We start from the raw sequence: 20,987 nt of genomic DNA on the forward strand, positions 1-20,987 counted from the left end.
GAATATGGCAGCAACGATAAAAATAACTTTAAAAAGAAGCCCAATTAAAAGAGTTAAAAACCAAAAATTGACTTTAGAGGCTTTAGGTTTAACAAAGTTAAATAAAACGGTTGAGCATAATGTGACACCTCAGATAATGGGAATGGTTGCAGTTGTAAAACATTTAGTAACTGTTGAATAATAAAAAAATTATGAATTTACATACGTTAAGACCTGCTGAAGGTTCTACACATAATAGTAAAAGACTAGGTAGAGGTCAGGGTAGTGGTAAAGGAGGTACTTCTACAAAAGGACATAAAGGAGACAAATCTCGTTCAGGACACAAAGATAAAATCGGCTTTGAAGGAGGTCAAATGCCTTTACAAAGAAGACTACCCAAATTTGGTTTTAAAAATATCAATAGAAAAGAATACGTAGGAATTAATTTAGATACTATTCAATCTCTAATCGATAACAATAAAATCTCTAACGAGATCACTAAAGAAATATTAGTTCAGAATGGATTAGCTTCAAAAAAAGATTTAGTTAAAATTTTAGGTAGAGGAGAGTTAAAATCATCAATTACGGTTAGTGTAGATAAATACACTAAATCTGCTCTTGAAGCTATTGAAAAAGCTGGAGGAAAAGCTAATATTTTATAATAGGGTATGAAAGGATTTATACAGACATTAAAAAATATCTGGAGTATAAAAGAATTAAGAGACAAAATTGTTTTTACATTTTTATTAATATTGGTTTACAGGCTTGGTACACATGTTACTTTGCCTGCAATCAATATGGTGGAAGTAGGAAACGTTTTAAAAGCTTATGAAGAAAATGGAGGCAATAAACAAGCAACAGGTTTATTAACACTATTATCATCTTTTACTGGTGGTGCTTTTAGTAAAGCTTCCATCCTTGCTTTAGGTATTATGCCTTATATATCCGCCTCTATTGTAGTTCAACTTATGGGGCTAGCAATACCATATATTCAAAAATTACAAAAAGAAGGTGAAAGTGGGCGTAAAACTGTTAACCAAATCACAAGATGGCTAACAATATTAATTTGTTTAATACAAGCACCAGCTTATTTAACCTCTATAACTCAAGTTTTCTTGCCTGTGGATAGTTTCCGATCTGCATACTTGGTTGATCCTAATAATATACTTTTGTTTTGGATTCCAAGTGTTTTTATATTAATTTCTGGAACTATTTTTGCCATGTGGATGGGTGAAAAAATAACGGATAAGGGAATAGGAAATGGTATCTCTATACTAATTATGGTTGGTATTTTGGCTGGTTTTCCTACGGCTTTTGTTCAGGAAATAGGTGTTCAAATGGGAAATACTGGTAAAGGACTTATAATGATCTTTGCTGAGGTTATTGTTTGGCTTTTTGTAATTGTTTTATGCATTATGTTAACTGTTGCTGTTAGAAAAGTACCTGTTCAATATGTTAGTAGAACTAAATCAGGTTCATTACGTTCGATTACACAAGCTGCTAGGCAATATATACCATTAAAAGTAAATGCAGCAGGAGTTATGCCAATAATATTTGCTCAAGCTCTAATGTTTATCCCAGGATTACTGGTTAGATCGGAATCAACTACTAATTCTTTCTGGGCAGGTTTTAGTCAAGTTTTTAGCTGGCAGTATAATCTATTGTTTTCTATTTTAATTATAGTATTTACATTCTTTTATACAGCTATAACAATTCCTGTGAATCAGATGGCGGATGATCTTAAAAGAAATGGTGGACTAATTCCAAAAATTAAACCCGGAAAAGAAACGGCAGATTACTTAGATGATGTTCTTTCAAAAATAACTTTACCAGGGGCAATTTTTTTAGCTTTGATAGCTATATTACCGGCTATTGTTAAAATTGTTGGACTTACTGCTACAGATCAATTTGCTTTATTTTTTGGAGGTACATCATTGCTTATAATGGTGGGTGTAATGTTAGATACAGTTCAACAAATTAATACTTATCTATTAAATCATCATTACGATGGATTAATGCAATCAAGATTAAGTAGAAGTTAATCATACATTGATTAAAATATGGCAAAACAAAAACATATAGAGCAAGACGGAACAATTATTGAAGCATTATCCAATGCAATGTTTAGAGTTGAGTTAGAGAATGGGCATATTTTAACTGCTCATATTTCTGGAAAAATGAGAATGCATTATATTAAATTATTACCTGGGGATAAAGTAAGGTTAGAAATGTCTCCCTATGATTTATCCAAAGGTAGAATAACATTTAGATATTAAAAAATAATAAAATGAAAATAAGAGCATCACTTAAGAAAAGAAGTTCAGATGATATAGTTGTTAGACGTAAAGGACGTTTATACATTATTAATAAAAAAAATCCTAAATTAAAACAAAGACAAGGTTAATACTATGGCTAGAATATCCGGTGTAGATTTACCAAAAAATAAAAGAGGAGTTATAGGGCTTACTTATATATATGGTATCGGTAAAAGTACTGCAGCAAAAATTTTAAAAGATGCAGGAATTAGTGAGGATAAAAAAGTTTCCGATTGGAACGATGATGAAATAAATTCCATCAGAAAATTTATTTCTGAAAATGTGAAAGTTGAAGGAGAGTTGCGTTCTGAAATCCAATTAAATATTAAACGTTTAATGGATATTGGTTGTCAAAGAGGAATTCGACACAGATTAGGTTTACCTCTTAGAGGACAGAGAACTAAGAATAATTCTCGTACAAGAAAAGGTAGAAGAAAAACTGTAGCTAATAAGAAAAAAGCCACTAAATAATAATTCATAACATGGCAAAAACAGCATCAAAAACAACTAAAAAAAGAAAAGTTAAGATTGAAGCAGTAGGTGAGGCTCATATTCAGGCTTCATTTAACAATATCATCATTTCTCTAACTAATAAAAATGGTGAAGTTATTTCTTGGGCTTCAGCTGGGAAAATGGGATTTAAAGGTTCTAAAAAGAATACTCCTTATGCAGCTCAAATGGCTGCAGAAAATTGTTCACAAGTAGCATTTGAATTAGGATTAAAAAGAGTTAAAGTTTTTGTTAAAGGTCCTGGAGCTGGTAGAGAATCAGCGATAAGAACCATCCATAATTCTGGTATTGAAGTAAGTGAAATTGTAGATGTAACACCAATTCCACATAATGGATGTAGACCTCCTAAAAGAAGACGAGTTTAATTACTAATTTAATTAATTTATATTTAATGGCAAGATATATTGGTCCAAAAACGAAAATAGCACGAAAATTCGGGCAGGCTATTTATGGGGAAGATAAGTATTTTGAAAGAAGAAAATACCCTCCAGGACAACACGGTCCGAATAAAAGAAGAGGAGCTAAAAAATCTGAATATGCAATTCAGTTAGCTGAAAAACAGAAAGCAAAATATACCTATGGTATATTAGAAAGACAGTTTTTAAATCTTTTCAATAAAGCTCAAAGAAGTAAAGGGATTACAGGGGAAGTTTTGCTACAACTTTGCGAATCTAGGTTAGATAATGTAGTTTATAGATTAGGTTTATCAAACACTAGAGCAGGATCTCGTCAATTAGTTTCTCATAAACATATTACCGTTAATGGAGAAATTGTAAATATTCCTTCTTATTTATTAAATCCTGGAGATGTTATAGGGGTTAGAGAAAAATCAAAGTCATTGCAAGTTATTAAAGATGCATTAACTAATAATTCTCATAAAACTTACGATTGGTTAGTTTGGAATGATGAAAAACTATCGGGTGAATTTAAAATTGCTCCTGAAAGAATTCAAATTCCAGAAGACATCAAAGAACAATTGATTGTCGAATTATATTCTAAATAAAAAATAAAAATTAGCTAAAATTTATATGGCAATTTTAAACTTTATAAAACCTGATAAGGTAATTTTAATTGAATCTGATGATTTCAAAGGAAGATTTGAATTTAGACCATTAGAGCCTGGATTTGGATTGACTGTTGGAAATGCTTTGAGAAGAGTGTTATTATCTTCCTTAGAAGGTTTTGCATTAACCTCTATAAAAATAGAGGGTGTAGAGCATGAATTCTCAACCATTCCTGGAGTTATTGAGGATGTAACTGAAATCATATTGAATTTAAAGAAAGTTAGATTTAAAAATCAGATCAATAAAGGAGGAAATGAAACAGCTACAGCCTCGATTTCAGGTAAAACTGAATTAACTGCTGGAGATTTAGGTAAGTTCATTTCTTCATATCAGGTTCTAAACCCTGATTTGGTGATATGTCACATGGATAAATCTGTTAATTTTAACATTACCTTCACGATAAGTAAAGGTAGAGGATATGTTCCTGCTGAGCAAAATAAATCTAACCATTCACCAATTGGAACCATAGCTATAGACTCTATATATACTCCAATAAGAAATGTTAGTTATAGTATAGAGGATTATCGTGTAGAACAAAGAACAGATTATGAAAAGTTGGTTTTGGATATTCAAACGGATGGTTCAATAGCACCTCAAGATGCATTAACTGAAGCAGCTAAAATTTTGATCAATCACTTTATGCTTTTCTCAGATGAGAGAATAACTCTTGAGGCAGATATTGTTGCTTCGTCAGATACTTATGATGAAGAGGCTCTACATATGAGACAGTTGTTAAAAACTAAACTTGTTGATATGGATCTATCTGTTAGAGCTTTAAATTGTCTTAAAGCGGCTGAAGTTGAAACTTTAGGTGAGTTGGTTTCATTTACTAAATCAGATTTAATGAAGTTTAGAAACTTTGGAAAAAAATCTTTAACCGAATTAGAAGATTTAGTTTATTCTAAAAATCTCACTTTTGGGTTAGATGTTTCAAAATATAAATTAGACGTAGAATAATAAGGAAATTATGAGACACGGAAAAAAGTTTAATCATTTAGGGAGAACGGCCTCTCATCGTAAAGCAATGCTTTCTAATATGGCTGTATCTCTTATCAAGCATAAAAGAATTAATACAACATTAGCGAAAGCTAAAGCACTAAGAGTTTTCATTGAACCAATCTTAACAAAGTCCAAAGAGGATACAACACCTAATAGAAGACTTGCATTTAGTTATCTTCAAGATAAAGAAGCTGTTACTGAGTTATTTAGAGAAATTGCTCCAAAAATTTCTTCTAGAAATGGCGGATACACTAGGATTATTAAGACAGGGTTTCGTTTAGGAGATGCTGCTGATACTGCATTAATAGAATTGGTTGATTTTAATGAAATTTATAATTCTGGTGATACTTCTAAAAAGACAACAAGAAGAAGTCGTAGAGCATCAACAACAAAAAAAGTTGATACTGAAACAGTAAATGAAGTAACATCTGATGAACAAGATGATTTAAATCTTGAAAATAAAGAAGTAAATTCAACTGATAAATAAGAGTATTAATAGCATAAATAAATAAAAAAGAAGATTTTTATAAAATCTTCTTTTTTATTTATTTAAAATTTTGCTTAAAATAGTTTTTTCGTCTATGTAGTTCATACACGCGATATCTTTTCTTAGGCAAGACTTATTTCCATATATTGAGCAAGGTCTGCAAGATAAATCAATTTGAATAACATCTTCAATTTTTTGACCATATCCTAGAAATCCAGCAAATGGATGAGTTGCACCCCATATAGAAATTACTCTAGTTCCAGCAATTGAGGCGATATGCATATTAGCTGAATCCATAGTAATAATAAATTCTAGATTTTTCATTATTTCCATTTGTTCCTTTATGGAGCATTTATCAGCTAAAGAATGTATATATGAATTTGTATCGCTCCATTCTTTTAGAATATTAGATTCATTTGTTCCTCCTCCAAAAAGATAAATTTTATAGTTCTTATTAGCTAGATATAAGCATATTTTTTTCATTCTATCAAGGGGATACATTTTCTCTTTATAGTTAGCAAAAGGAGCAATACCAATATGTTTATTTTTTTTTATAATATCGCTATTCAGTTTATGGGATAATGTTAGATTAAATCCTAATTTCCTAAATACATCTGCATATCTTTCATGCATAGATTTTAAAGGTTTCAGAATTTTATATTTATTAGAAGCGAGCAATTTTTTTTCATTTCTTCCTTTGTTTACTGTAATTTGGGTTTTGATGTAAGGCTTAAGGAAAAATTTTAATATTTTAGTTCTTAAAACATTGTGCAGATCAACAATTGCATCAGCCTTGTATTTTTTTAAAATTCTAGAAAGCTTAAATAATCCTAAAACTCCTTTATAATTGTTAAAATCTACACCTACAAAAACTGAATTTGGTATAGATTCAAAAAAAGGTTTATATAAATCTCTAGATATAATGATTAACTCCAAATCTAAGTTTTTTAGAGCTAATTCTTTTAGAACAGGAACTGTCATTGCTACATCCCCCATTGCTGAAAATCTAAAAACAAGTAATCTTTTTTTTAAATTACTCATGTTTAATGGAATATACAATAGCGTAATATTTTATTTTTTTAATCATAGCTAGTAAACCATTCGCACGGGTAGGAGATAAAAATTCTTGTAATCCTATTTTTTGAATAAAATTTTCATCAGATTTAAGAATATCAGTAATGGGTTGCCCGGAATATATTTTTACTAACAAAGCTAAAATTCCTTTAGGTAAAATAGCATCAGAATCTGCAACAAAAAATAATTTGTCATCATTTTTGGTAACGTCTAACCAAACTTGAGATTGACAACCTTGAATAAGTTTATCTTCTGTTTTATCTTCAACATTCATACCTTTTAAAGATTTACCTAATTCAATGATATATTCGTAACGTTGTTGCCAATCATCAAAAGAATTAAACTCATCAATAATTTCTTGCTGAATTTCGCTAATTATCATTAGTTTAATATTTAATTGATTATGTTAAAACCAGTATAAGGTACTAACACTTTTGGAATGACAATACCTTCATGGGTTTGAAAATTTTCTAAAATAGCAGCTAAAACTCTTGGAAGAGCTAATGAAGATCCATTAAGAGTATGGCAAAGTTGATTTTTGCCTTCTGTTTTGTATCTTAATTTTAAACGATTAGCCTGATAAGTTTCAAAATTGGAGACAGAACTAATTTCCAACCATCTCTCTTGTGCGGCAGACCATACCTCAAAATCATAAGTTATTGCAGAAGTGAAACCTAAATCTCCTCCACATAACCTTAAAATTCTATAAGTTAAATTTAAAGATTCAAGTATTGTTTTTATATGTTCAACCATTTCATCTAAAGCAGAATAAGAATTTTCAGGTTTTTCTATCCTAACAATTTCGACTTTTTCAAATTGATGGAGTCGATTTAATCCTCTAACATCTTTTCCATAAGATCCCGCTTCTCTTCTAAAACATGGAGAATATGCAGTCAATTTTATAGGCAATTCAGCATTATCAATTAATTCATTTCTGTAAATGTTTGTTACAGGTACCTCAGAAGTTGGAATTAAATATAAGTGATCTTCATTTACAAAATACATTTGTCCTTCTTTGTCTGGCAATTGACCTGTACCATAAGCAGAAGTTTCATTAACTACAAAAGGAGGTACAATTTCTGTATAACCTGCTTCAGAATTTTTATCTAAAAAATATTGTATTAAAGCTCGTTGTAAACGCGCGCCTTTGCCCATATATACAGGGAAACCTGCTCCGGTTATTTTTACTCCTAATTCAAAATCAATTAAATTATATTTTTTAGCTAAATCCCAATGAGGTAAGCAATTCTGTATTAAGTTAAAATTAGCTGTGTGCTTATAAATTTCTAAATTATCTTGTTCGCTAGAGCCTTCCGGAACTAAACTGTTGGGTATATTCGGAATTTCGTAGAGATGTTTTAATATAGTGTCTTCAATATTGTTTAATTCATGCTGCAATTCTTTAGTTAAATCTTTTAATTTTAAAGTATTAGATTTCAAAGATTCAACCTCATCTAATTTTTGTTGTTTAATTAAGATTCCAATTTGTTTAGATATATGATTTAACTCAGCGAGTTGGGCTTCCAAATTAAATTTTATTTTTTTTCTAGAATCATCCAATTGAATAATTTCATCAATAAGAGATAAATTATTAAAATTTCTTTTCTTTAAACCATTCAAAACTTTATCTCTATTTTCTTTTATAAAGGAAATTTGTAGCATACTATTTAAAATAAATCTTTTAAGCAAATTTAAAATTTATAAATAATTATAAATAAAAATTAATTTATATTTTTGAATATATTATGAAAGTAAAAATAAATATTCCTATTTATAAAACTGAATTAAGTTCTCTTGAGAAATTTTCATTAGATCGATGTTTAAACGTATTTAAAAATTATACTATTGTTTTAGTACATCCAATTTCACTAAATCTGCCTAAATATATTGAATTTAATGACTCAAATAATATTGAAAAAGAAGGTTTTGATAATTTTTATTTTGAAAGTGTCGAAGGTTATAATAGATTACTACTATCTGTAGATTTTTATCAGCGATTTAAATATTTAGATTATATATTAATATATCAGCTTGATTGTTATGTTTTTAAAGATGAATTATTAAATTGGTGTAATCAAGGATATGATTATATAGGAGCTCCTTGGATATTTACATCAAATATATTAGCCAAAATTAAAAAGAAATTAAATAGCAAAAAATATCTTATTTAGTATAAAACAGGCAATGGAGGATTTTCATTGAGAAAAATTGAGTCAAGTTTAAAAATTGTAGAAGAATTAAAAAGAGAGATTAAAGTTTATCCCTATAATGAAGATGTATTTTGGTCTATAGAGGTAACTAAATATATGTCAGATTTTAAAATTCCTGATTATCCTATAAGTTTAAAATTTGCCATAGATAGAAAGCCTAAATTAGCTTTGAAATTAAATAACAATGAATTACCTTTTGGCTGTCATGGAATAAATAAGCCAAAAGTTATCAATTTTTGGAAAAAGAAATTAAATTTCAAAGATAGTTAAAAGCGTAATAAATAATTTAGATTTATATATGAATTTTTGTACTTTTGTTACAAATAATATTTTAAAATAATGAAGGAAGTTCAATTTAGACAAGCGGTTTGTGAAGCTATGAGTGAGGAGATGAGAAGAGATTCTTCAATTTTCTTAATAGGTGAAGAAGTAGCAAATTATAATGGAGCATACAAAGCTTCCAAAGGTATGTTAGATGAATTTGGACCTAAAAGAGTTATTGATTCCCCTATAGCTGAAAGCGGATTCAGCGGTATAAGCGTTGGCGCAGCAATGAACGGATGTCGCCCTATTGTTGAGTATATGACTTTCAACTTTTCATTGGTTGCCATTGATCAAATTATAAATAATGCGGCTAAGATATATCAAATGTCTGGAGGACAGTGGAATGTTCCCATAGTTTTTCGAGGTCCAACAGGATCTGCGGGGCAATTGGGGGCTACTCATTCACAAGCATTTGAAAGCTGGTTTGCAAATTGTCCAGGTTTAAAAGTTATTGTACCATCCAATCCCTATGATGCAAAAGGTTTGTTGAAATCTGCGATTAGAGATAATGATCCTGTCATATTTATGGAATCAGAGCAGATGTATGGAGACAAAATGGAAATTCCAGAAGATGAATATTTGTTGCCAATAGGTGTGGCTGATATTAAAAAAGAAGGATCAGATGTCACCATAGTTTCTTTTGGGAAAATAATGAAAGTAGCATTACAAGCAGCAGAAGAATTGGAAAAAGAAAATATTCATGCGGAAGTTATTGATTTAAGAACGATAAGACCGTTGGATTATGAAACAATTATAACATCAGTAAAAAAAACAAACAGACTCGTATTGTTGATTGAGGAATGGCCTTTTGCTTCAATCGCTGGTGAAATTGCTTATATGATTCAGCAGAAAGCTTTTGATTATTTAGACGCACCTATTAAAAGAATTACTACTGCAGATACCTCTGCTCCTTATTCAGCACCTTTGTTTAACGAGTGGTATCCAAAAGCTTCTGAAGTAGTTAAGGCTGTTAAAAAATCATTATACAAATAAATTTAAGTTGTTCAATATATATTAGAATATAATAAGGTTTCAAAAATATATTTTTTGAAACCTTATTTTTTAAACTAATTTTTAGCGATAATTAATTATGGATGAAACATGTACATTTTGCGGTAGAAAAAAATCTGAAGTTCAGTTATTAGTAGCTGGTTTAAATGGTCATATTTGTAATGATTGTATAGAACAAGCACATAATATACTTATTCAAGATCAAACACAAGTTAAAAAGCAAGATTTTGAATTTAAAGAACAAAAACCCAAAGAAATAAAAAAATTTTTAGATCAATACGTCATAGGTCAAGAAGAAGCAAAAAAACAATTATCAGTAGCCGTATATAATCATTATAAAAGACTAAAGCACTCTTTAGAGTTAAATAAAGAAGTTGAGATAGAAAAGTCAAATATTTTAATGGTAGGGCAAACAGGAACAGGGAAAACCTTATTAGCAAAATCAATAGCAAAATTGTTGGAGGTACCATTTACCATAGTTGATTCTACGGTGCTTACCGAGGCTGGTTACGTGGGAGAAGATGTTGAAAGTATATTAACCAGATTATTACAAGCCGCCGATTATAATGTTGAAAAAGCTGAACAAGGGATTGTTTTTATTGATGAAATTGATAAAATAAGTAGAAAGAGTGATAATCCAAGTATAACTAGAGATGTTTCTGGAGAGGGTGTTCAACAGGCATTATTGAAATTGTTAGAAGGTAGTGTTATAAACGTTCCGCCTCAAGGAGGAAGAAAACATCCAGACCAAAAATATATACAAGTAAACACTCAAAACATTTTGTTTATAGCTGGAGGAGCTTTCTCGGGTATCGAACGAATAATATCAAATCGATTAAATAAAAGTGTTATTGGTTTTACAAAAGATAAATCTAGTAACTTAGATAATAAAGAAATATTATCTCGAATTAATGCTTTAGATTTAAAAAATTATGGTTTAATTCCTGAACTTTTAGGGCGTTTTCCTGTTGTAACAAGCTTAGAACCTTTAGATAGCCAAGCAATGTTGCAAATTTTAACAGAGCCTAAGAATGCCATCATAAAGCAATACAAAGCCTTATTTGCTTTAGATGGAATTGATATAAAAATTTCTGACGATGTTTTAAGAGAAATTGTTGCAGAAACTGAAATTTTAGGACTTGGTGCAAGAGGTTTAAGAAGTATTTCAGAAAAATTATTTTCAGAGATTAGTTATAATATAGATAATAGTGAAAAAGAAATTTTTATAGACAAGGATAAATATGTTAATTTGGTGAAACAGATAAAAATAAACACTTAAAAAAAAAGTAAATTGAAGTTTTTTTTTATTAGATTTGCATAAAAATATTTTTTACTTTTTTATAACATATTAAAAATAAATATTTAGTAAATGAAAATAAAATTTATACCCTTGCTTTTATTAGGTTCTATTTTTGTAGAGGCGCAAATAACTTCTACGAATGGAGCTTCGGTTTATGTAAGTCCTAATACTCTTGTTTATAGTACTGGAGATGTGAAGGTTTCTAATACGTCCGGAGTATTTACCAATGAAGGTAATATTGAAATTTCCGAAGGCACTATTACTTCTTCTTCGGCAGATAAGTTTGTATTAACATATACAGATACCTCCAACTATGGGCAATTAATTATAAAATCAGCAACAGCAGCAGGTTCTAAGGCAGATGCTGGTGATACTAAAGAGATAACAGTCCAAAAGAATTTATTGGAAAGAATAACTGATGAATTAACTGCTCAAAAATCTCAAATAAATTTTGGTGTCCCTTTTGTAAATTATACTTTTAGCCAGTTAACGAAAGACATTACGGGAAATGATAATGTTACTCCTCCTTCTTTGCCATGTGCACCTCCATGGCAAGAAGGTGCTAGGGCTTATTGCTACAATAAGTCACAATTGTGGAATTCTCATCCTTTATTTGTATGGAACTATAATAACCGACTTCGTTGGGATCCATATGATAAAAATCAATCGCATTTAGAGTTAGGTAAAAGATATATCGTTAGAAGTGAAATTTTTAAAGGTGTTAATCCTAGCTCTTTTACTGGTGTAACTAACTTTAAAGGAATTCCATATGTGGCAGGACAAAAAGAAAATATTCCTAATTCATTACCCTATCAGATTGTAGAGAATTACAATTTTGGAAATGGGATAAGAGAATCTGCATACGGAGTGCGTTACTACACGTATTTGGAAGATCCGTTTGCTTTAAAAGAACTTGAAACTCCAGGTAATAAATTTTCTGCAACTACTACTAACGAGGAATTAGAAAAAGTTGGTTTTGCAAATAATATTTTATATGCCACTAATCCCTATACTTCAAACTTAAATTTAGCAACTTTGACTAATAATTTTGATGGAATGATAGGTGCAGCTGTATCAAGAGGTGTGACCGTGTACTCTCAAGCTAATTCAAGAGAAGATGCACTTTTTTATCTAGTAACTCGTACAGTTGGTGGACAATTAACTGGAGATATTGATCAAGTTACTATTATACCTCCAATGTCTACATTTATCATAAAAACTAATCCAGAAAATAATAAAACTAATTTGGATTTATTTTCACAAAATGCTAGTTTAGCTCAAACCTTTGATTATCCTAAAAAACCTATTTCTAGTACTGTAACTGCAGCAAGTAAAACAAAAGTTAGTTCATTTTCAAGTTCACAAGTTGAAGATTTATATCAACTAAATTTGATTATGTCGGTTGAAGATAAGATTTCTAACACCTATTTAGCTACAGCAGATGAATTTACTACTGGACAATTTAATGATGTTGAAGCAAGTTTGCCATTTGACGGAGATGTGTTTACAAGTGTATATACAATTCCAGAATCTAAAGAAGGTGGAATTAATCCAGGATTTGAAAATTCAAAGTTATATATTAACACTATGAATGTTGCCTCTTCAAAGGTTGCAATACCGGTAGGTGTTAATATATCTGGGGAAGATAAGGGTAAAAGGTTTACATTTACCTCTGAATTAAGATTAAATCAAGTTCCATTATCTATGAATGAAACTAATTATCCAAACCCAGATGCTAAATTTTATTTTCATGATAAAGCCACCAATATAGTAAAAGAAATCGATCAAAACTTTACATACTCTGTGAATCTTGAAGATTCTACTAATGATAGATTTGAGATCTTTTGGTCAGATAGCGGATTAATTTCTAGCGAGGAAGTTACAAATGATGATAATATCATAAATGATACAGTTGTAGATGATAATAATAATTCACTAAATAATTCGAATACTATTAACTCAACCTCAGTTTATAAGTCAGGTTCTGATTACAAGGTTAGGTTTAATTCTAATTGGAAAAAAGCTGATATAACTATTTTTAATGTAGTAGGGCAATTGATATCTAATGAGAAAAATGTAAATACACAAATCGATTATTTATTACCAATTTTTGATAACTATTCATCAGTTTATGTAATTGTTATAGTTAATCCGACAACAGGTGAAAAAATCATTAAAAAAATAGTTAAATAATTTAAATAAGAAAAGATGAGAAAAATTTTTGCTCTTATATTCATAGTTTTATTACATGTAAATTCTTTTGCTTATACACCACTACAAATAGTTATTGAAAATTCAGAAATAAGTGCACCACCAACCCCCAACGAAGCAGTGGGTATTTCTCCATTCGATGTTGGACAACAAGATTATGACAATACTCCTATCGACTTTGTAGTGCCATTCTTATTATTAACTGTAGTAGCTTTAATGATTTATATAGTTAAATACAGAAAACAAAAATTAGTTTAAAAAGAATTATAATTCATAAATTAGCCTTGTTAAATTATAGCAAGGCTTTTTTTATGAAAAAAATATTAATGGGGTGCTTATTTGCAAGCATATTCGCAAATGCGCAATTCACTTTTAAAGGAACAATAAATAATTATCCTAATAAAAGAGTAGTAATTAAAATAAATAAATCCTTAGATGGTATTGTAATAGGAGATCTTACTACGGACGCTAATGGTAAATTTTCATTACCTGTAAAAGAAAATTATACAGGTGTTGTAGAAATGTCTTTGTTTGATGCTAAGAAAAACTATTCTTTTCTTGCAGATAATTCAGATATAGATTTTCAGGCTGAAATTATGTCTGATGGTGATTTAGAAGTTTCAAATCCAGGAAACTTAATAAATAATAAATACCAAGACTTTATTAATTATGAGATTAAAAACGGAGATATTTTATCTCAATTAAAATTGATTAAAAACTGGTATAATCCAAAAGATGAATTTTATAAATCATTAGATAAGGAAATTACAAATATATCATCTACTAAAAAAATTGATATTGATAATTATCCTTTTTTAAATTATTATGTTGAGGCTATGAAATTAGTAAAAGATTCTGAAGCAAATCCAACTCAAAAATCTTTGAATTCTTTACTAAATCATTTTAAAAATTCAGGAGAATACTTTGAAACTTCAGGGCTAGGAAAGTCACTAATATACAATTATCTTAATATTTCCTCCTCTTTAGCTTCTTCTTCTTCAAAAACACAAGCCGAATGGCAAGAAAAATTTGATCATTCAATTGAGAATTTACTCAATGAAGTAGATACTGAGACAGATAGAGGGCAAAATATTTTAGCTGTAACCATAAATTTTCTTAACACTTATGAATTGAAGGATTTGCTTACAAAATACATGAAAAAAGCAGAATCTTTAACGTGTAAAATAACTCCTGAATTATCGGAAGTTATTTATGTAAATAATTCTATTAAAGAAGGAGGAAAAGTTCCTAATATTAAATTTACTCGTAAATTAAATGATAAATATTCATCATTATATGATTTAAAAAATAAGTATAAATTAATATTGGTTTGGGCTTCATGGTGTGGACATTGTCAACATGAAATGCCACGTGTAAAAGAGTTTTATGAGAATTTTAAAAAATCTGGAGGAGAGATCATTGGTTTAGCCGTTGATTACGATGAAAATGATTGGAAAAATGCCATTAAAGAATTGCCATGGTTGAATGATTCAGATTTATTGTATTGGGACAGTCAATTTGTAAAAGAATTAAATATATCAGGTACTCCAACCTTAATTTTAGTTGATAGCAATAATAAAATATTAAAAATATCTTCAAAAATATCTGAAATTAGCAAGGAAATAAAATAAGGAAATAAACTAATTTTATTCTAATCGGATTTTATATACAATAAAATCCGATTTTTTATTTTTGTAAAATGGATGAATTATCTTTAAATACGCCAATTGAATACTTAAATGGTCTAGGTACTGAGAAAGCCAAGTTAATTAAAAGTCATTTAAATATTTATACTTGTGAAGATTTTCTTAATTATTTTCCTTTTAGATATATTGATAAGAGTAAAATTTATTTAGTAAGTCAAATAAATAATTCATCAACGATTGAAATACAATTAAAAGGAAGAATTATTGATATTAAAGAAAAAGTTTTAAAGAAAAGGAAAACATTAAGTGCTATTTTTGAAGATAGCTCAGGCAAAATTGAATTGGTATGGTTTAAATATACCAATTGGTTTATGGATAGCATTCCTTTAAATGTAGAAGTGTTAATTTTTGGTAAAATTAATAAGTTTAATGGTTTGTTAACAATGGCACATCCAGAAGTTGAAAAATTTTCAGAGGTTAATTTTAAAAATGTTGCATTAGATCCTGTTTATTCAAATTCTTTAAAAATTCAAAAACGAGGAATAAATCAACGTTTTATAAAAAAAATAATCAAAGAAATATTAGATAAATTAAAATCTAAAATTTTTGAAAATTTTTCTGAACCCATTATAAAAAATTTTAGATTGATTAGTAGAGTAGAAGCTTATCAAGAAATTCATTTTCCAACAAATTATATAAATCTGCAAAAAGCTGAATATAGAATTAAATTTGAAGAAATATTTTTTTTTCAATTGGGTCTTAGCTTACAAAAATTGTACAGAAAATCAACAATTCCCGGAACACCTTTCCCAAAAGTTGGAAATTATTTTAATAATTTCTATACTAATCACTTACCGTTTCCTTTAACCAGTGCTCAAAAAAAAGTTATAAAAGAAATTAGAAACGATCTGAAAAAAAATGTGCAAATGAATAGACTCTTGCAGGGAGACGTAGGAAGTGGAAAGACAATAGTTGCTTTATTATGTATGTTATTGGCTATGGATAATAATTTTCAAGCATGTATGCTGGCACCAACTGAAATTTTAATTACGCAACATTACAATAGTATTGTAAGTTTATTAAAAGATTTTGATATAACTATAGAATTATTAACTAGTTCTACTACCAGTGCTAAACGTAAGCAAATATTTAATGATTTAGAATCTGGGAAACTTAATATTTTGTTAGGAACTCATGCAATATTAGAAGATAAGGTAAAGTTTAAAAAATTAAGTTTAGCTATCGTTGATGAACAACATAGATTTGGAGTAGAGCAACGATCAAAACTTTGGAAAAAAAATACGATTCCCCCTCACATTTTAGTCATGACAGCAACTCCAATACCTAGAACCTTAGCAATGAGTTATTATAGCGATTTAGATGTATCAATTATTGACGAGTTACCACAAGGTCGTAAACCTATAAAAACGTTTTATAAAATGGATTCAGATCGATTAGCTGTTTTTGGTTTCGTTAAGGAGCAAATTAAAATAGGGCGACAAGTTTATTTTGTTTATCCATTAATTGAAGAAAGTGAAGTTTTAAATTACAAAGATTTAATGGATGGATATGAGAGTATAACCAGATCTTTTCCTATGCCTGAATATCAAGTAAGTATAGTTCATGGTAAGATGAATAAGATAGATAGAGATTATGAAATGAATCGTTTTTTAAATGGAGAAACTCAGATTATGGTAGCAACAACTGTAATAGAAGTGGGCGTAAATGTTCCTAATGCAACTGTAATGGTCATCGAAAGTGCTGAGAAATTTGGTTTGTCTCAACTACATCAATTAAGGGGGAGAGTAGGTAGAGGGTTTGATCAATCATATTGCATATTAATGATAAAATCAGAGCTTTCACCAGAAGCTCAAAAAAGAATTCTTACAATGTGTGAAACTAATGATGGTTTTAAGATAGCCGAAGCTGATTTAGAGATCAGAGGTCCAGGAAATATTTTAGGGACTCAACAAAGTGGGAATATTGAATTTAAAAAAATTAATTTGTTACAGGATAAAGATATAGTAAGTCTTTCTAAGTCATGTATAGACCATTTATTATTAGAGGACCCCAAACTTCAATTAATAAAAAACGAGCCAATTAAAAATTTTTTTATAAAAAATTATAAAAATAAATTTCAATGGTCTATTATTAGCTAACTTTAAATTAGTCTATTCGCATCAGAATAATTTAGCCTTAGAAAAATAAATACAAATAATGAAAATCCTAGCAAGGAGCTGCCACCGTAACTAAAAAAAGGTAATGGAATACCAACAGTAGGAAAAAGTCCTATAACCATTCCAATATTAATTAAAAAATGTATAAGTAATACGGAAGCTAAGCAATAGCCAAATACTCTTGAAAATATACCTTTTTGATTTTCTGCTAAAAAATAAATTCGAGTAATTAATAGAGCATATAGCACTATTAAAATACAACTACCTACGAACCCCCATTCTTCACCTACAGTACAAAAAATATAATCCGTCTGTTGTTCCGGTACGAATCTTCCTGCAGTAACACTTCCTTGTTTATATCCTTTACCCCAAAAACCACCGGAACCAATAGCTGTTTTAGAAAAGTATAAATTGTACCCAATATTATTTCTATATTTAGGAATATCTTCTCCTTCGTATAAGACCATTATACGATCTTTTTGATGTTGAGGTAGTTTTTCAAAAATATATGAAGAAGAAAAGCTAAAAGCTGAGGAAATTACAATAAATGTTCCAATGTAAATTAAATGTAAGGGTTGGCTCCAATTAATTTTTCTTCGCAATAACAAAATGGAGATAGCAATAAAAATAACTATTATAAGAGTAATTATCCATGAAGATATAGCAATAGAAGCTAGAAATATAATTGCAAAATACCCCCCAATAATGAAAATCCATCCAGAAAGCCCTTCTCTATATAAAGCTATAAGGTAAGCTAAGAAAACTAGTATGGAACCTACATCAGGCTGAAGCAGAATTAATATTATTGGGAATCCAATAATTATTGTTGAAACAATTAAGGATTGTATACTTTTTATATTAAAATTTGGAGAACCAATGTAATTGGCAAGCATTAGAGCTGTGCAAATTTTTGAAATTTCCACAGGTTGTAAGCTGAAACCACCAATTCTATACCAAGCCTTAGCACCGTTGATATCTGAACCAAATACTAGCACTCCTGCTAATAATAGTATGCCTAAAATATAAAATAATCCTGCAAAATTTTCAAAAAATTTAGGTCTTACTAAAAATGTACATAGTCCTAAAATTATTGATACTATAAGCCATGAAATTTGTTTCTGTCCAAGATTGCTATCAACGCTATAAATATTAACGCAACCAAATATTGCAATTAATAAGTATAAAAATAGCATGGGACCATCTAATCCTCTGAACAGTTTACTCATTAGTTAAATTAATTTTATTTATTTCGGGAACTGAAGACATTTTAGAATTTATAATTGTATGAATTAGCTTTTGTCTTTCTTTAAAAGAAATTTTACGATTTTGTTGAATTTCTTTTATTTTCTCTTTAACTTCATTAGGCAAATTAGGTGGTATATACATACCAATTCTTTTTAAATAATCATTCCATTGCCTAGTATATTCACTTTGGAAATTAGCTTTTATTATACTTTCTTCCATGGATTTTCTCTCTACATTTCCTGTTAAATATTTTTCAGCAACTAAAGAAGCTATGGGGCCTGCATAAGTCCCCCCAAATCCACCATTTTCAACAACAACAGCTATTGCAATTTTAGGTTTATCTGCGGGAGCAATCAACACAAATATAGAGTGATCTCTACCGTGCGGATTTTGTGAAGTTCCAGTTTTTCCTTCTTGGCTAAACGTTTTTGTATATATTCTACGTCCAGTACCACTTAAAACAACTAATTTCATGCCCTCATTTACTATATCAAAATGCTTTCGATCAACCTTTGTATATTTTGGTTTAATGAAGTTAGGATCTGATATTGGGGTTCCATTTATGGCTTTAACTATATGAGGTGTAAAGAAAAAGCCCCTATTTGCTATGGCAGCGGTATAGTTAGCAATTTGAAGTGGAGTGGCTAAAATTTCTCCTTGCCCAATAGAATTAGAAATTATAGTATAAATATTCCATTTGTCTTTCCCATATCTTTTATTATAATAATTAGCATTTGGTATATTCCCCCTGCTTCCGACAGCGAGATCATTGTTCATATAATCTCCAACTCCGAAGCTTTTCATAATATCACTCCATTCATTGATGCTCTTTTCAATATCATTAGGATATTTACTTAAAATTTTCACATAGGTTTCAGCAAAATAATTGTTACATGATTTTTGAATTGCTTTATCCATTTTAATAGGTGTATAAAAGTATCCACAATGACAAGCAATTTTTCTATTTCCATAATGGAAACCGTGCTTACAAACAAAAGTAGTATTTTCATCAATAACACCCATTTGCATGGCTACTAAACCATTAACTAATTTAAAGGTTGAACCAGGAGGATATGCAGCTTGTGCAGCCCTATCGTACATAGGTTTATTTATAGAATCTACTTGTAAAGCATATATATGCTTATTTTTATCACGACCGATAAATACAGATGGATCTATAACTGGTGAAGATGCCATAGCAAGTATTTCACCATTGTTTGGGTCGATGGCAACAACTCCTCCTCTTTTGTTGGTTAATAATTTTTCAGCATATTCTTGAAGATCATAATCAATGGAGAGAGTAATGTCTTTTCCGGTTTGCATTTTTTGATCGTATTCACCATCTTTATAGGAACCTATACTTCTTGATTTTCTATCTTTTTGAATATATTTAATTCCCTTAATTCCTCTTAAATCCTTTTCATAAGATTTTTCAACTCCAGCCATACCAGCAAGATTTCCTGGTAAATAGTATGTTGAATCTGATTTTATATATTTTTGATTTACTTCATTAACAAACCCTAAAATATTTCCAGCAGATTTAACAAAATAATTTCTTTCTGGCGTTCTAATAATTGAAAAAGCATTATATTTAAAAAGTTTTTCTTGAATTCTAGCAAGATCTTCTTTGCTAAGACCTTTTATAAAAGTGTAGGGAACTAATTTAGAATAATTTTTACCACCTTTAGCTTTTAATGAATTGATTTTAAAGATAAAATCCTCTTTTGAAATATTTACAAGTTTACAAAAGCTTAAAGTATCAAAATCCTTCTCCATGTGTATTTCTGTGAATGTTAATTCATAAGAAGGTGTACTTCCTACTAAAATTTTTCCATTTCTATCCATTATATACCCCCTCAATGGAATTTGGTATTCAGATTTAATAGATGTATTAGCAGCGTTTAGTCTGTATTTTTCAGTTAAAAGTTGTAGATATGCTATTCTTATAATAAATATAAATGAGAATATTGTTAATATCCATATTATAATTTGTTTTTTTTTCATTTTTCAAAATTGTTTTTAAAGAAAATATAGAAAATAATTATATAAATAAAAGAATAGACAGTAGTAATTGCTGTTTCTTTAAGCACATAAATTATTTGACTAAGTTTAAAAACTTCTAACAAAAACAAGCTGAAATGATGAATAAAAATTAAAATTAAAATGTATAATAATAATTGTATAATATTTAAGTCTGAAAATCTTAATAGTTTTAGTTCTTTATTTAAATCAGAAAGATAAAGTATTATTGGGGTTCTTAAATATCCAATTAGTACAGATGCGAAAGCATTTACGCCTCCTGTATCTAAAAAACAATCAATTCCAAAACCTAATAAAAAACAAAATATTAAAAAGAAAAATTTATCTGATTTACCATAGGGAAAAAAAATTATCCAAATTATATATATAATAGGTATATATTTATGATTGGATAT

General features: G+C 29.0%; 21 protein-coding genes and 1 pseudogene. 17 read left to right on the forward strand and 5 right to left on the reverse strand.

The features are described 5' to 3' along the window. Positions 1-4: 4 nt before the first annotated feature. From rpmD to rplQ, 10 genes are read left to right on the forward strand one after another with little or no spacing between them, the layout of a single operon-like run. A complete protein-coding gene (gene rpmD / locus ETU10_RS04655) occupies positions 5-181 on the forward strand; it encodes a 50S ribosomal protein L30 (protein WP_146310248.1) in 177 nt (58 codons plus the stop codon). 10 nt (positions 182-191) lie between these two features. Then, a complete protein-coding gene (rplO, locus tag ETU10_RS04660; RefSeq protein WP_146310250.1) occupies positions 192-641 on the forward strand; it encodes a 50S ribosomal protein L15 in 450 nt (149 codons plus the stop codon). 6 nt (positions 642-647) lie between these two features. Continuing rightward, a complete protein-coding gene (gene secY / locus ETU10_RS04665; RefSeq protein WP_146310252.1) occupies positions 648-2,021 on the forward strand; it encodes a preprotein translocase subunit SecY in 1,374 nt (457 codons plus the stop codon). Positions 2,022-2,039: 18 nt separating this feature from the next. Continuing rightward, a complete protein-coding gene (infA, locus tag ETU10_RS04670) occupies positions 2,040-2,255 on the forward strand; it encodes a translation initiation factor IF-1 (RefSeq protein ID WP_055425352.1) in 216 nt (71 codons plus the stop codon). A gap of 11 nt (positions 2,256-2,266) precedes the next feature. Next, positions 2,267-2,383 carry a 50S ribosomal protein L36 gene (gene rpmJ, locus ETU10_RS04675; RefSeq protein ID WP_146262370.1) on the forward strand — a complete coding sequence of 39 codons (117 nt, stop codon included), beginning with the start codon at positions 2,267-2,269 and terminating at the stop codon, positions 2,381-2,383. 4 nt (positions 2,384-2,387) lie between these two features. Next, positions 2,388-2,765, forward strand: a complete 378-nt coding sequence (rpsM, locus tag ETU10_RS04680; RefSeq protein ID WP_146262369.1) for a 30S ribosomal protein S13 — start codon at positions 2,388-2,390, stop codon at positions 2,763-2,765. An 11-nt stretch (positions 2,766-2,776) separates the two neighbouring features. Next, positions 2,777-3,169: a 30S ribosomal protein S11 gene (rpsK, locus tag ETU10_RS04685; protein WP_146262368.1), complete on the forward strand. Its 393-nt coding sequence runs from the start codon at positions 2,777-2,779 to the stop codon at positions 3,167-3,169. A gap of 26 nt (positions 3,170-3,195) precedes the next feature. Then, entirely contained in the window at positions 3,196-3,807 is a 612-nt protein-coding gene (gene rpsD, locus ETU10_RS04690; protein ID WP_146262367.1) for a 30S ribosomal protein S4, read from the forward strand. Between the two features lie 25 nt (positions 3,808-3,832). Continuing rightward, entirely contained in the window at positions 3,833-4,825 is a 993-nt protein-coding gene (locus tag ETU10_RS04695) for a DNA-directed RNA polymerase subunit alpha (RefSeq protein ID WP_146262366.1), read from the forward strand. Between the two features lie 10 nt (positions 4,826-4,835). Beyond that, a complete protein-coding gene (gene rplQ / locus ETU10_RS04700) occupies positions 4,836-5,354 on the forward strand; it encodes a 50S ribosomal protein L17 (protein ID WP_146310254.1) in 519 nt (172 codons plus the stop codon). A gap of 54 nt (positions 5,355-5,408) precedes the next feature. Here rplQ and ETU10_RS04705 read toward each other — a convergent pair whose 3' ends face one another. The 3 genes from ETU10_RS04705 to serS are packed head-to-tail and all read right to left on the reverse strand — an operon-like array spanning position 5,409 to position 8,090. Beyond that, positions 5,409-6,395: a glycosyltransferase family 9 protein gene (locus ETU10_RS04705; protein ID WP_146310256.1), complete on the reverse strand. Its 987-nt coding sequence runs from the start codon at positions 6,393-6,395 to the stop codon at positions 5,409-5,411. After that, positions 6,388-6,810, reverse strand: a complete 423-nt coding sequence (locus ETU10_RS04710) for a SufE family protein (protein ID WP_146310258.1) — start codon at positions 6,808-6,810, stop codon at positions 6,388-6,390. The genes ETU10_RS04705 and ETU10_RS04710 overlap by 8 nt, the downstream gene beginning before the upstream one ends. Before the next feature lie 11 nt (positions 6,811-6,821). Further along, positions 6,822-8,090 carry a serine--tRNA ligase gene (serS, locus tag ETU10_RS04715; protein ID WP_146310260.1) on the reverse strand — a complete coding sequence of 423 codons (1,269 nt, stop codon included), beginning with the start codon at positions 8,088-8,090 and terminating at the stop codon, positions 6,822-6,824. Positions 8,091-8,173: 83 nt separating this feature from the next. On the opposite strand from serS, the pseudogene ETU10_RS11300 reads away from it, so the two are divergent. The 7 genes and pseudogenes from ETU10_RS11300 to recG all read left to right on the forward strand — a co-directional run bounded on the left by ETU10_RS11300 (position 8,174) and on the right by recG (position 17,289). Further along, positions 8,174-8,908: pseudogene (locus ETU10_RS11300) on the forward strand (DUF5672 family protein). Positions 8,909-8,977: 69 nt separating this feature from the next. Next, the gene (locus ETU10_RS04730) at positions 8,978-9,955 is read left to right on the forward strand and encodes a pyruvate dehydrogenase complex E1 component subunit beta (protein WP_146292788.1); all 978 of its coding nucleotides are present in this window, start codon (positions 8,978-8,980) and stop codon (positions 9,953-9,955) included. A gap of 97 nt (positions 9,956-10,052) precedes the next feature. Beyond that, positions 10,053-11,252: an ATP-dependent Clp protease ATP-binding subunit ClpX gene (clpX, locus tag ETU10_RS04735; protein WP_146310266.1), complete on the forward strand. Its 1,200-nt coding sequence runs from the start codon at positions 10,053-10,055 to the stop codon at positions 11,250-11,252. Positions 11,253-11,342: 90 nt separating this feature from the next. After that, entirely contained in the window at positions 11,343-13,466 is a 2,124-nt protein-coding gene (locus tag ETU10_RS04740) for a hypothetical protein (protein ID WP_146310268.1), read from the forward strand. A 15-nt stretch (positions 13,467-13,481) separates the two neighbouring features. Next, positions 13,482-13,742, forward strand: a complete 261-nt coding sequence (locus ETU10_RS04745; protein ID WP_146310270.1) for a hypothetical protein — start codon at positions 13,482-13,484, stop codon at positions 13,740-13,742. A gap of 53 nt (positions 13,743-13,795) precedes the next feature. Next, a complete protein-coding gene (locus ETU10_RS04750) occupies positions 13,796-15,115 on the forward strand; it encodes a TlpA family protein disulfide reductase (RefSeq protein ID WP_146310272.1) in 1,320 nt (439 codons plus the stop codon). A gap of 68 nt (positions 15,116-15,183) precedes the next feature. Beyond that, entirely contained in the window at positions 15,184-17,289 is a 2,106-nt protein-coding gene (gene recG, locus ETU10_RS04755) for an ATP-dependent DNA helicase RecG (RefSeq protein ID WP_146310275.1), read from the forward strand. A 2-nt stretch (positions 17,290-17,291) separates the two neighbouring features. Here the strand turns inward: recG and rodA are convergent, their stop codons facing one another. Together rodA and ETU10_RS04765 are read right to left on the reverse strand one after the other, a co-directional pair. After that, on the reverse strand, positions 17,292-18,533 hold the full coding sequence (gene rodA, locus ETU10_RS04760; RefSeq protein WP_146310277.1) for a rod shape-determining protein RodA: 1,242 nt from the start codon (positions 18,531-18,533) through the stop codon (positions 17,292-17,294). Continuing rightward, positions 18,526-20,556 carry a peptidoglycan D,D-transpeptidase FtsI family protein gene (locus tag ETU10_RS04765; RefSeq protein WP_146310279.1) on the reverse strand — a complete coding sequence of 677 codons (2,031 nt, stop codon included), beginning with the start codon at positions 20,554-20,556 and terminating at the stop codon, positions 18,526-18,528. The genes rodA and ETU10_RS04765 overlap by 8 nt, the downstream gene beginning before the upstream one ends. Positions 20,557-20,987: the final 431 nt, after the last annotated feature.

This window comes from Apibacter muscae, assembly GCF_007845595.1.
In the GTDB taxonomy this organism is placed as follows: Bacteria; Bacteroidota; Bacteroidia; order Flavobacteriales; family Weeksellaceae; genus Apibacter; species Apibacter muscae.

What these genes read in the sequence shown, in the direction of transcription:
- rpmD (WP_146310248.1), top strand. Translation starts at nt 5, where the DNA reads ATGGCAGCAACGATAAAAATAACTTTAAAAAGAAGCCCAATTAAAAGA.
- rplO (WP_146310250.1), top strand. Translation starts at nt 192, where the DNA reads ATGAATTTACATACGTTAAGACCTGCTGAAGGTTCTACACATAATAGT.
- secY (WP_146310252.1), top strand. Translation starts at nt 648, where the DNA reads ATGAAAGGATTTATACAGACATTAAAAAATATCTGGAGTATAAAAGAA.
- infA (WP_055425352.1), top strand. Translation starts at nt 2,040, where the DNA reads ATGGCAAAACAAAAACATATAGAGCAAGACGGAACAATTATTGAAGCA.
- rpmJ (WP_146262370.1), top strand. Translation starts at nt 2,267, where the DNA reads ATGAAAATAAGAGCATCACTTAAGAAAAGAAGTTCAGATGATATAGTT.
- rpsM (WP_146262369.1), top strand. Translation starts at nt 2,388, where the DNA reads ATGGCTAGAATATCCGGTGTAGATTTACCAAAAAATAAAAGAGGAGTT.
- rpsK (WP_146262368.1), top strand. Translation starts at nt 2,777, where the DNA reads ATGGCAAAAACAGCATCAAAAACAACTAAAAAAAGAAAAGTTAAGATT.
- rpsD (WP_146262367.1), top strand. Translation starts at nt 3,196, where the DNA reads ATGGCAAGATATATTGGTCCAAAAACGAAAATAGCACGAAAATTCGGG.
- ETU10_RS04695 (WP_146262366.1), top strand. Translation starts at nt 3,833, where the DNA reads ATGGCAATTTTAAACTTTATAAAACCTGATAAGGTAATTTTAATTGAA.
- rplQ (WP_146310254.1), top strand. Translation starts at nt 4,836, where the DNA reads ATGAGACACGGAAAAAAGTTTAATCATTTAGGGAGAACGGCCTCTCAT.
- ETU10_RS04705 (WP_146310256.1), bottom strand. Translation starts at nt 6,395, where the DNA reads ATGAGTAATTTAAAAAAAAGATTACTTGTTTTTAGATTTTCAGCAATG.
- ETU10_RS04710 (WP_146310258.1), bottom strand. Translation starts at nt 6,810, where the DNA reads ATGATAATTAGCGAAATTCAGCAAGAAATTATTGATGAGTTTAATTCT.
- serS (WP_146310260.1), bottom strand. Translation starts at nt 8,090, where the DNA reads ATGCTACAAATTTCCTTTATAAAAGAAAATAGAGATAAAGTTTTGAAT.
- ETU10_RS04730 (WP_146292788.1), top strand. Translation starts at nt 8,978, where the DNA reads ATGAAGGAAGTTCAATTTAGACAAGCGGTTTGTGAAGCTATGAGTGAG.
- clpX (WP_146310266.1), top strand. Translation starts at nt 10,053, where the DNA reads ATGGATGAAACATGTACATTTTGCGGTAGAAAAAAATCTGAAGTTCAG.
- ETU10_RS04740 (WP_146310268.1), top strand. Translation starts at nt 11,343, where the DNA reads ATGAAAATAAAATTTATACCCTTGCTTTTATTAGGTTCTATTTTTGTA.
- ETU10_RS04745 (WP_146310270.1), top strand. Translation starts at nt 13,482, where the DNA reads ATGAGAAAAATTTTTGCTCTTATATTCATAGTTTTATTACATGTAAAT.
- ETU10_RS04750 (WP_146310272.1), top strand. Translation starts at nt 13,796, where the DNA reads ATGAAAAAAATATTAATGGGGTGCTTATTTGCAAGCATATTCGCAAAT.
- recG (WP_146310275.1), top strand. Translation starts at nt 15,184, where the DNA reads ATGGATGAATTATCTTTAAATACGCCAATTGAATACTTAAATGGTCTA.
- rodA (WP_146310277.1), bottom strand. Translation starts at nt 18,533, where the DNA reads ATGAGTAAACTGTTCAGAGGATTAGATGGTCCCATGCTATTTTTATAC.
- ETU10_RS04765 (WP_146310279.1), bottom strand. Translation starts at nt 20,556, where the DNA reads ATGAAAAAAAAACAAATTATAATATGGATATTAACAATATTCTCATTT.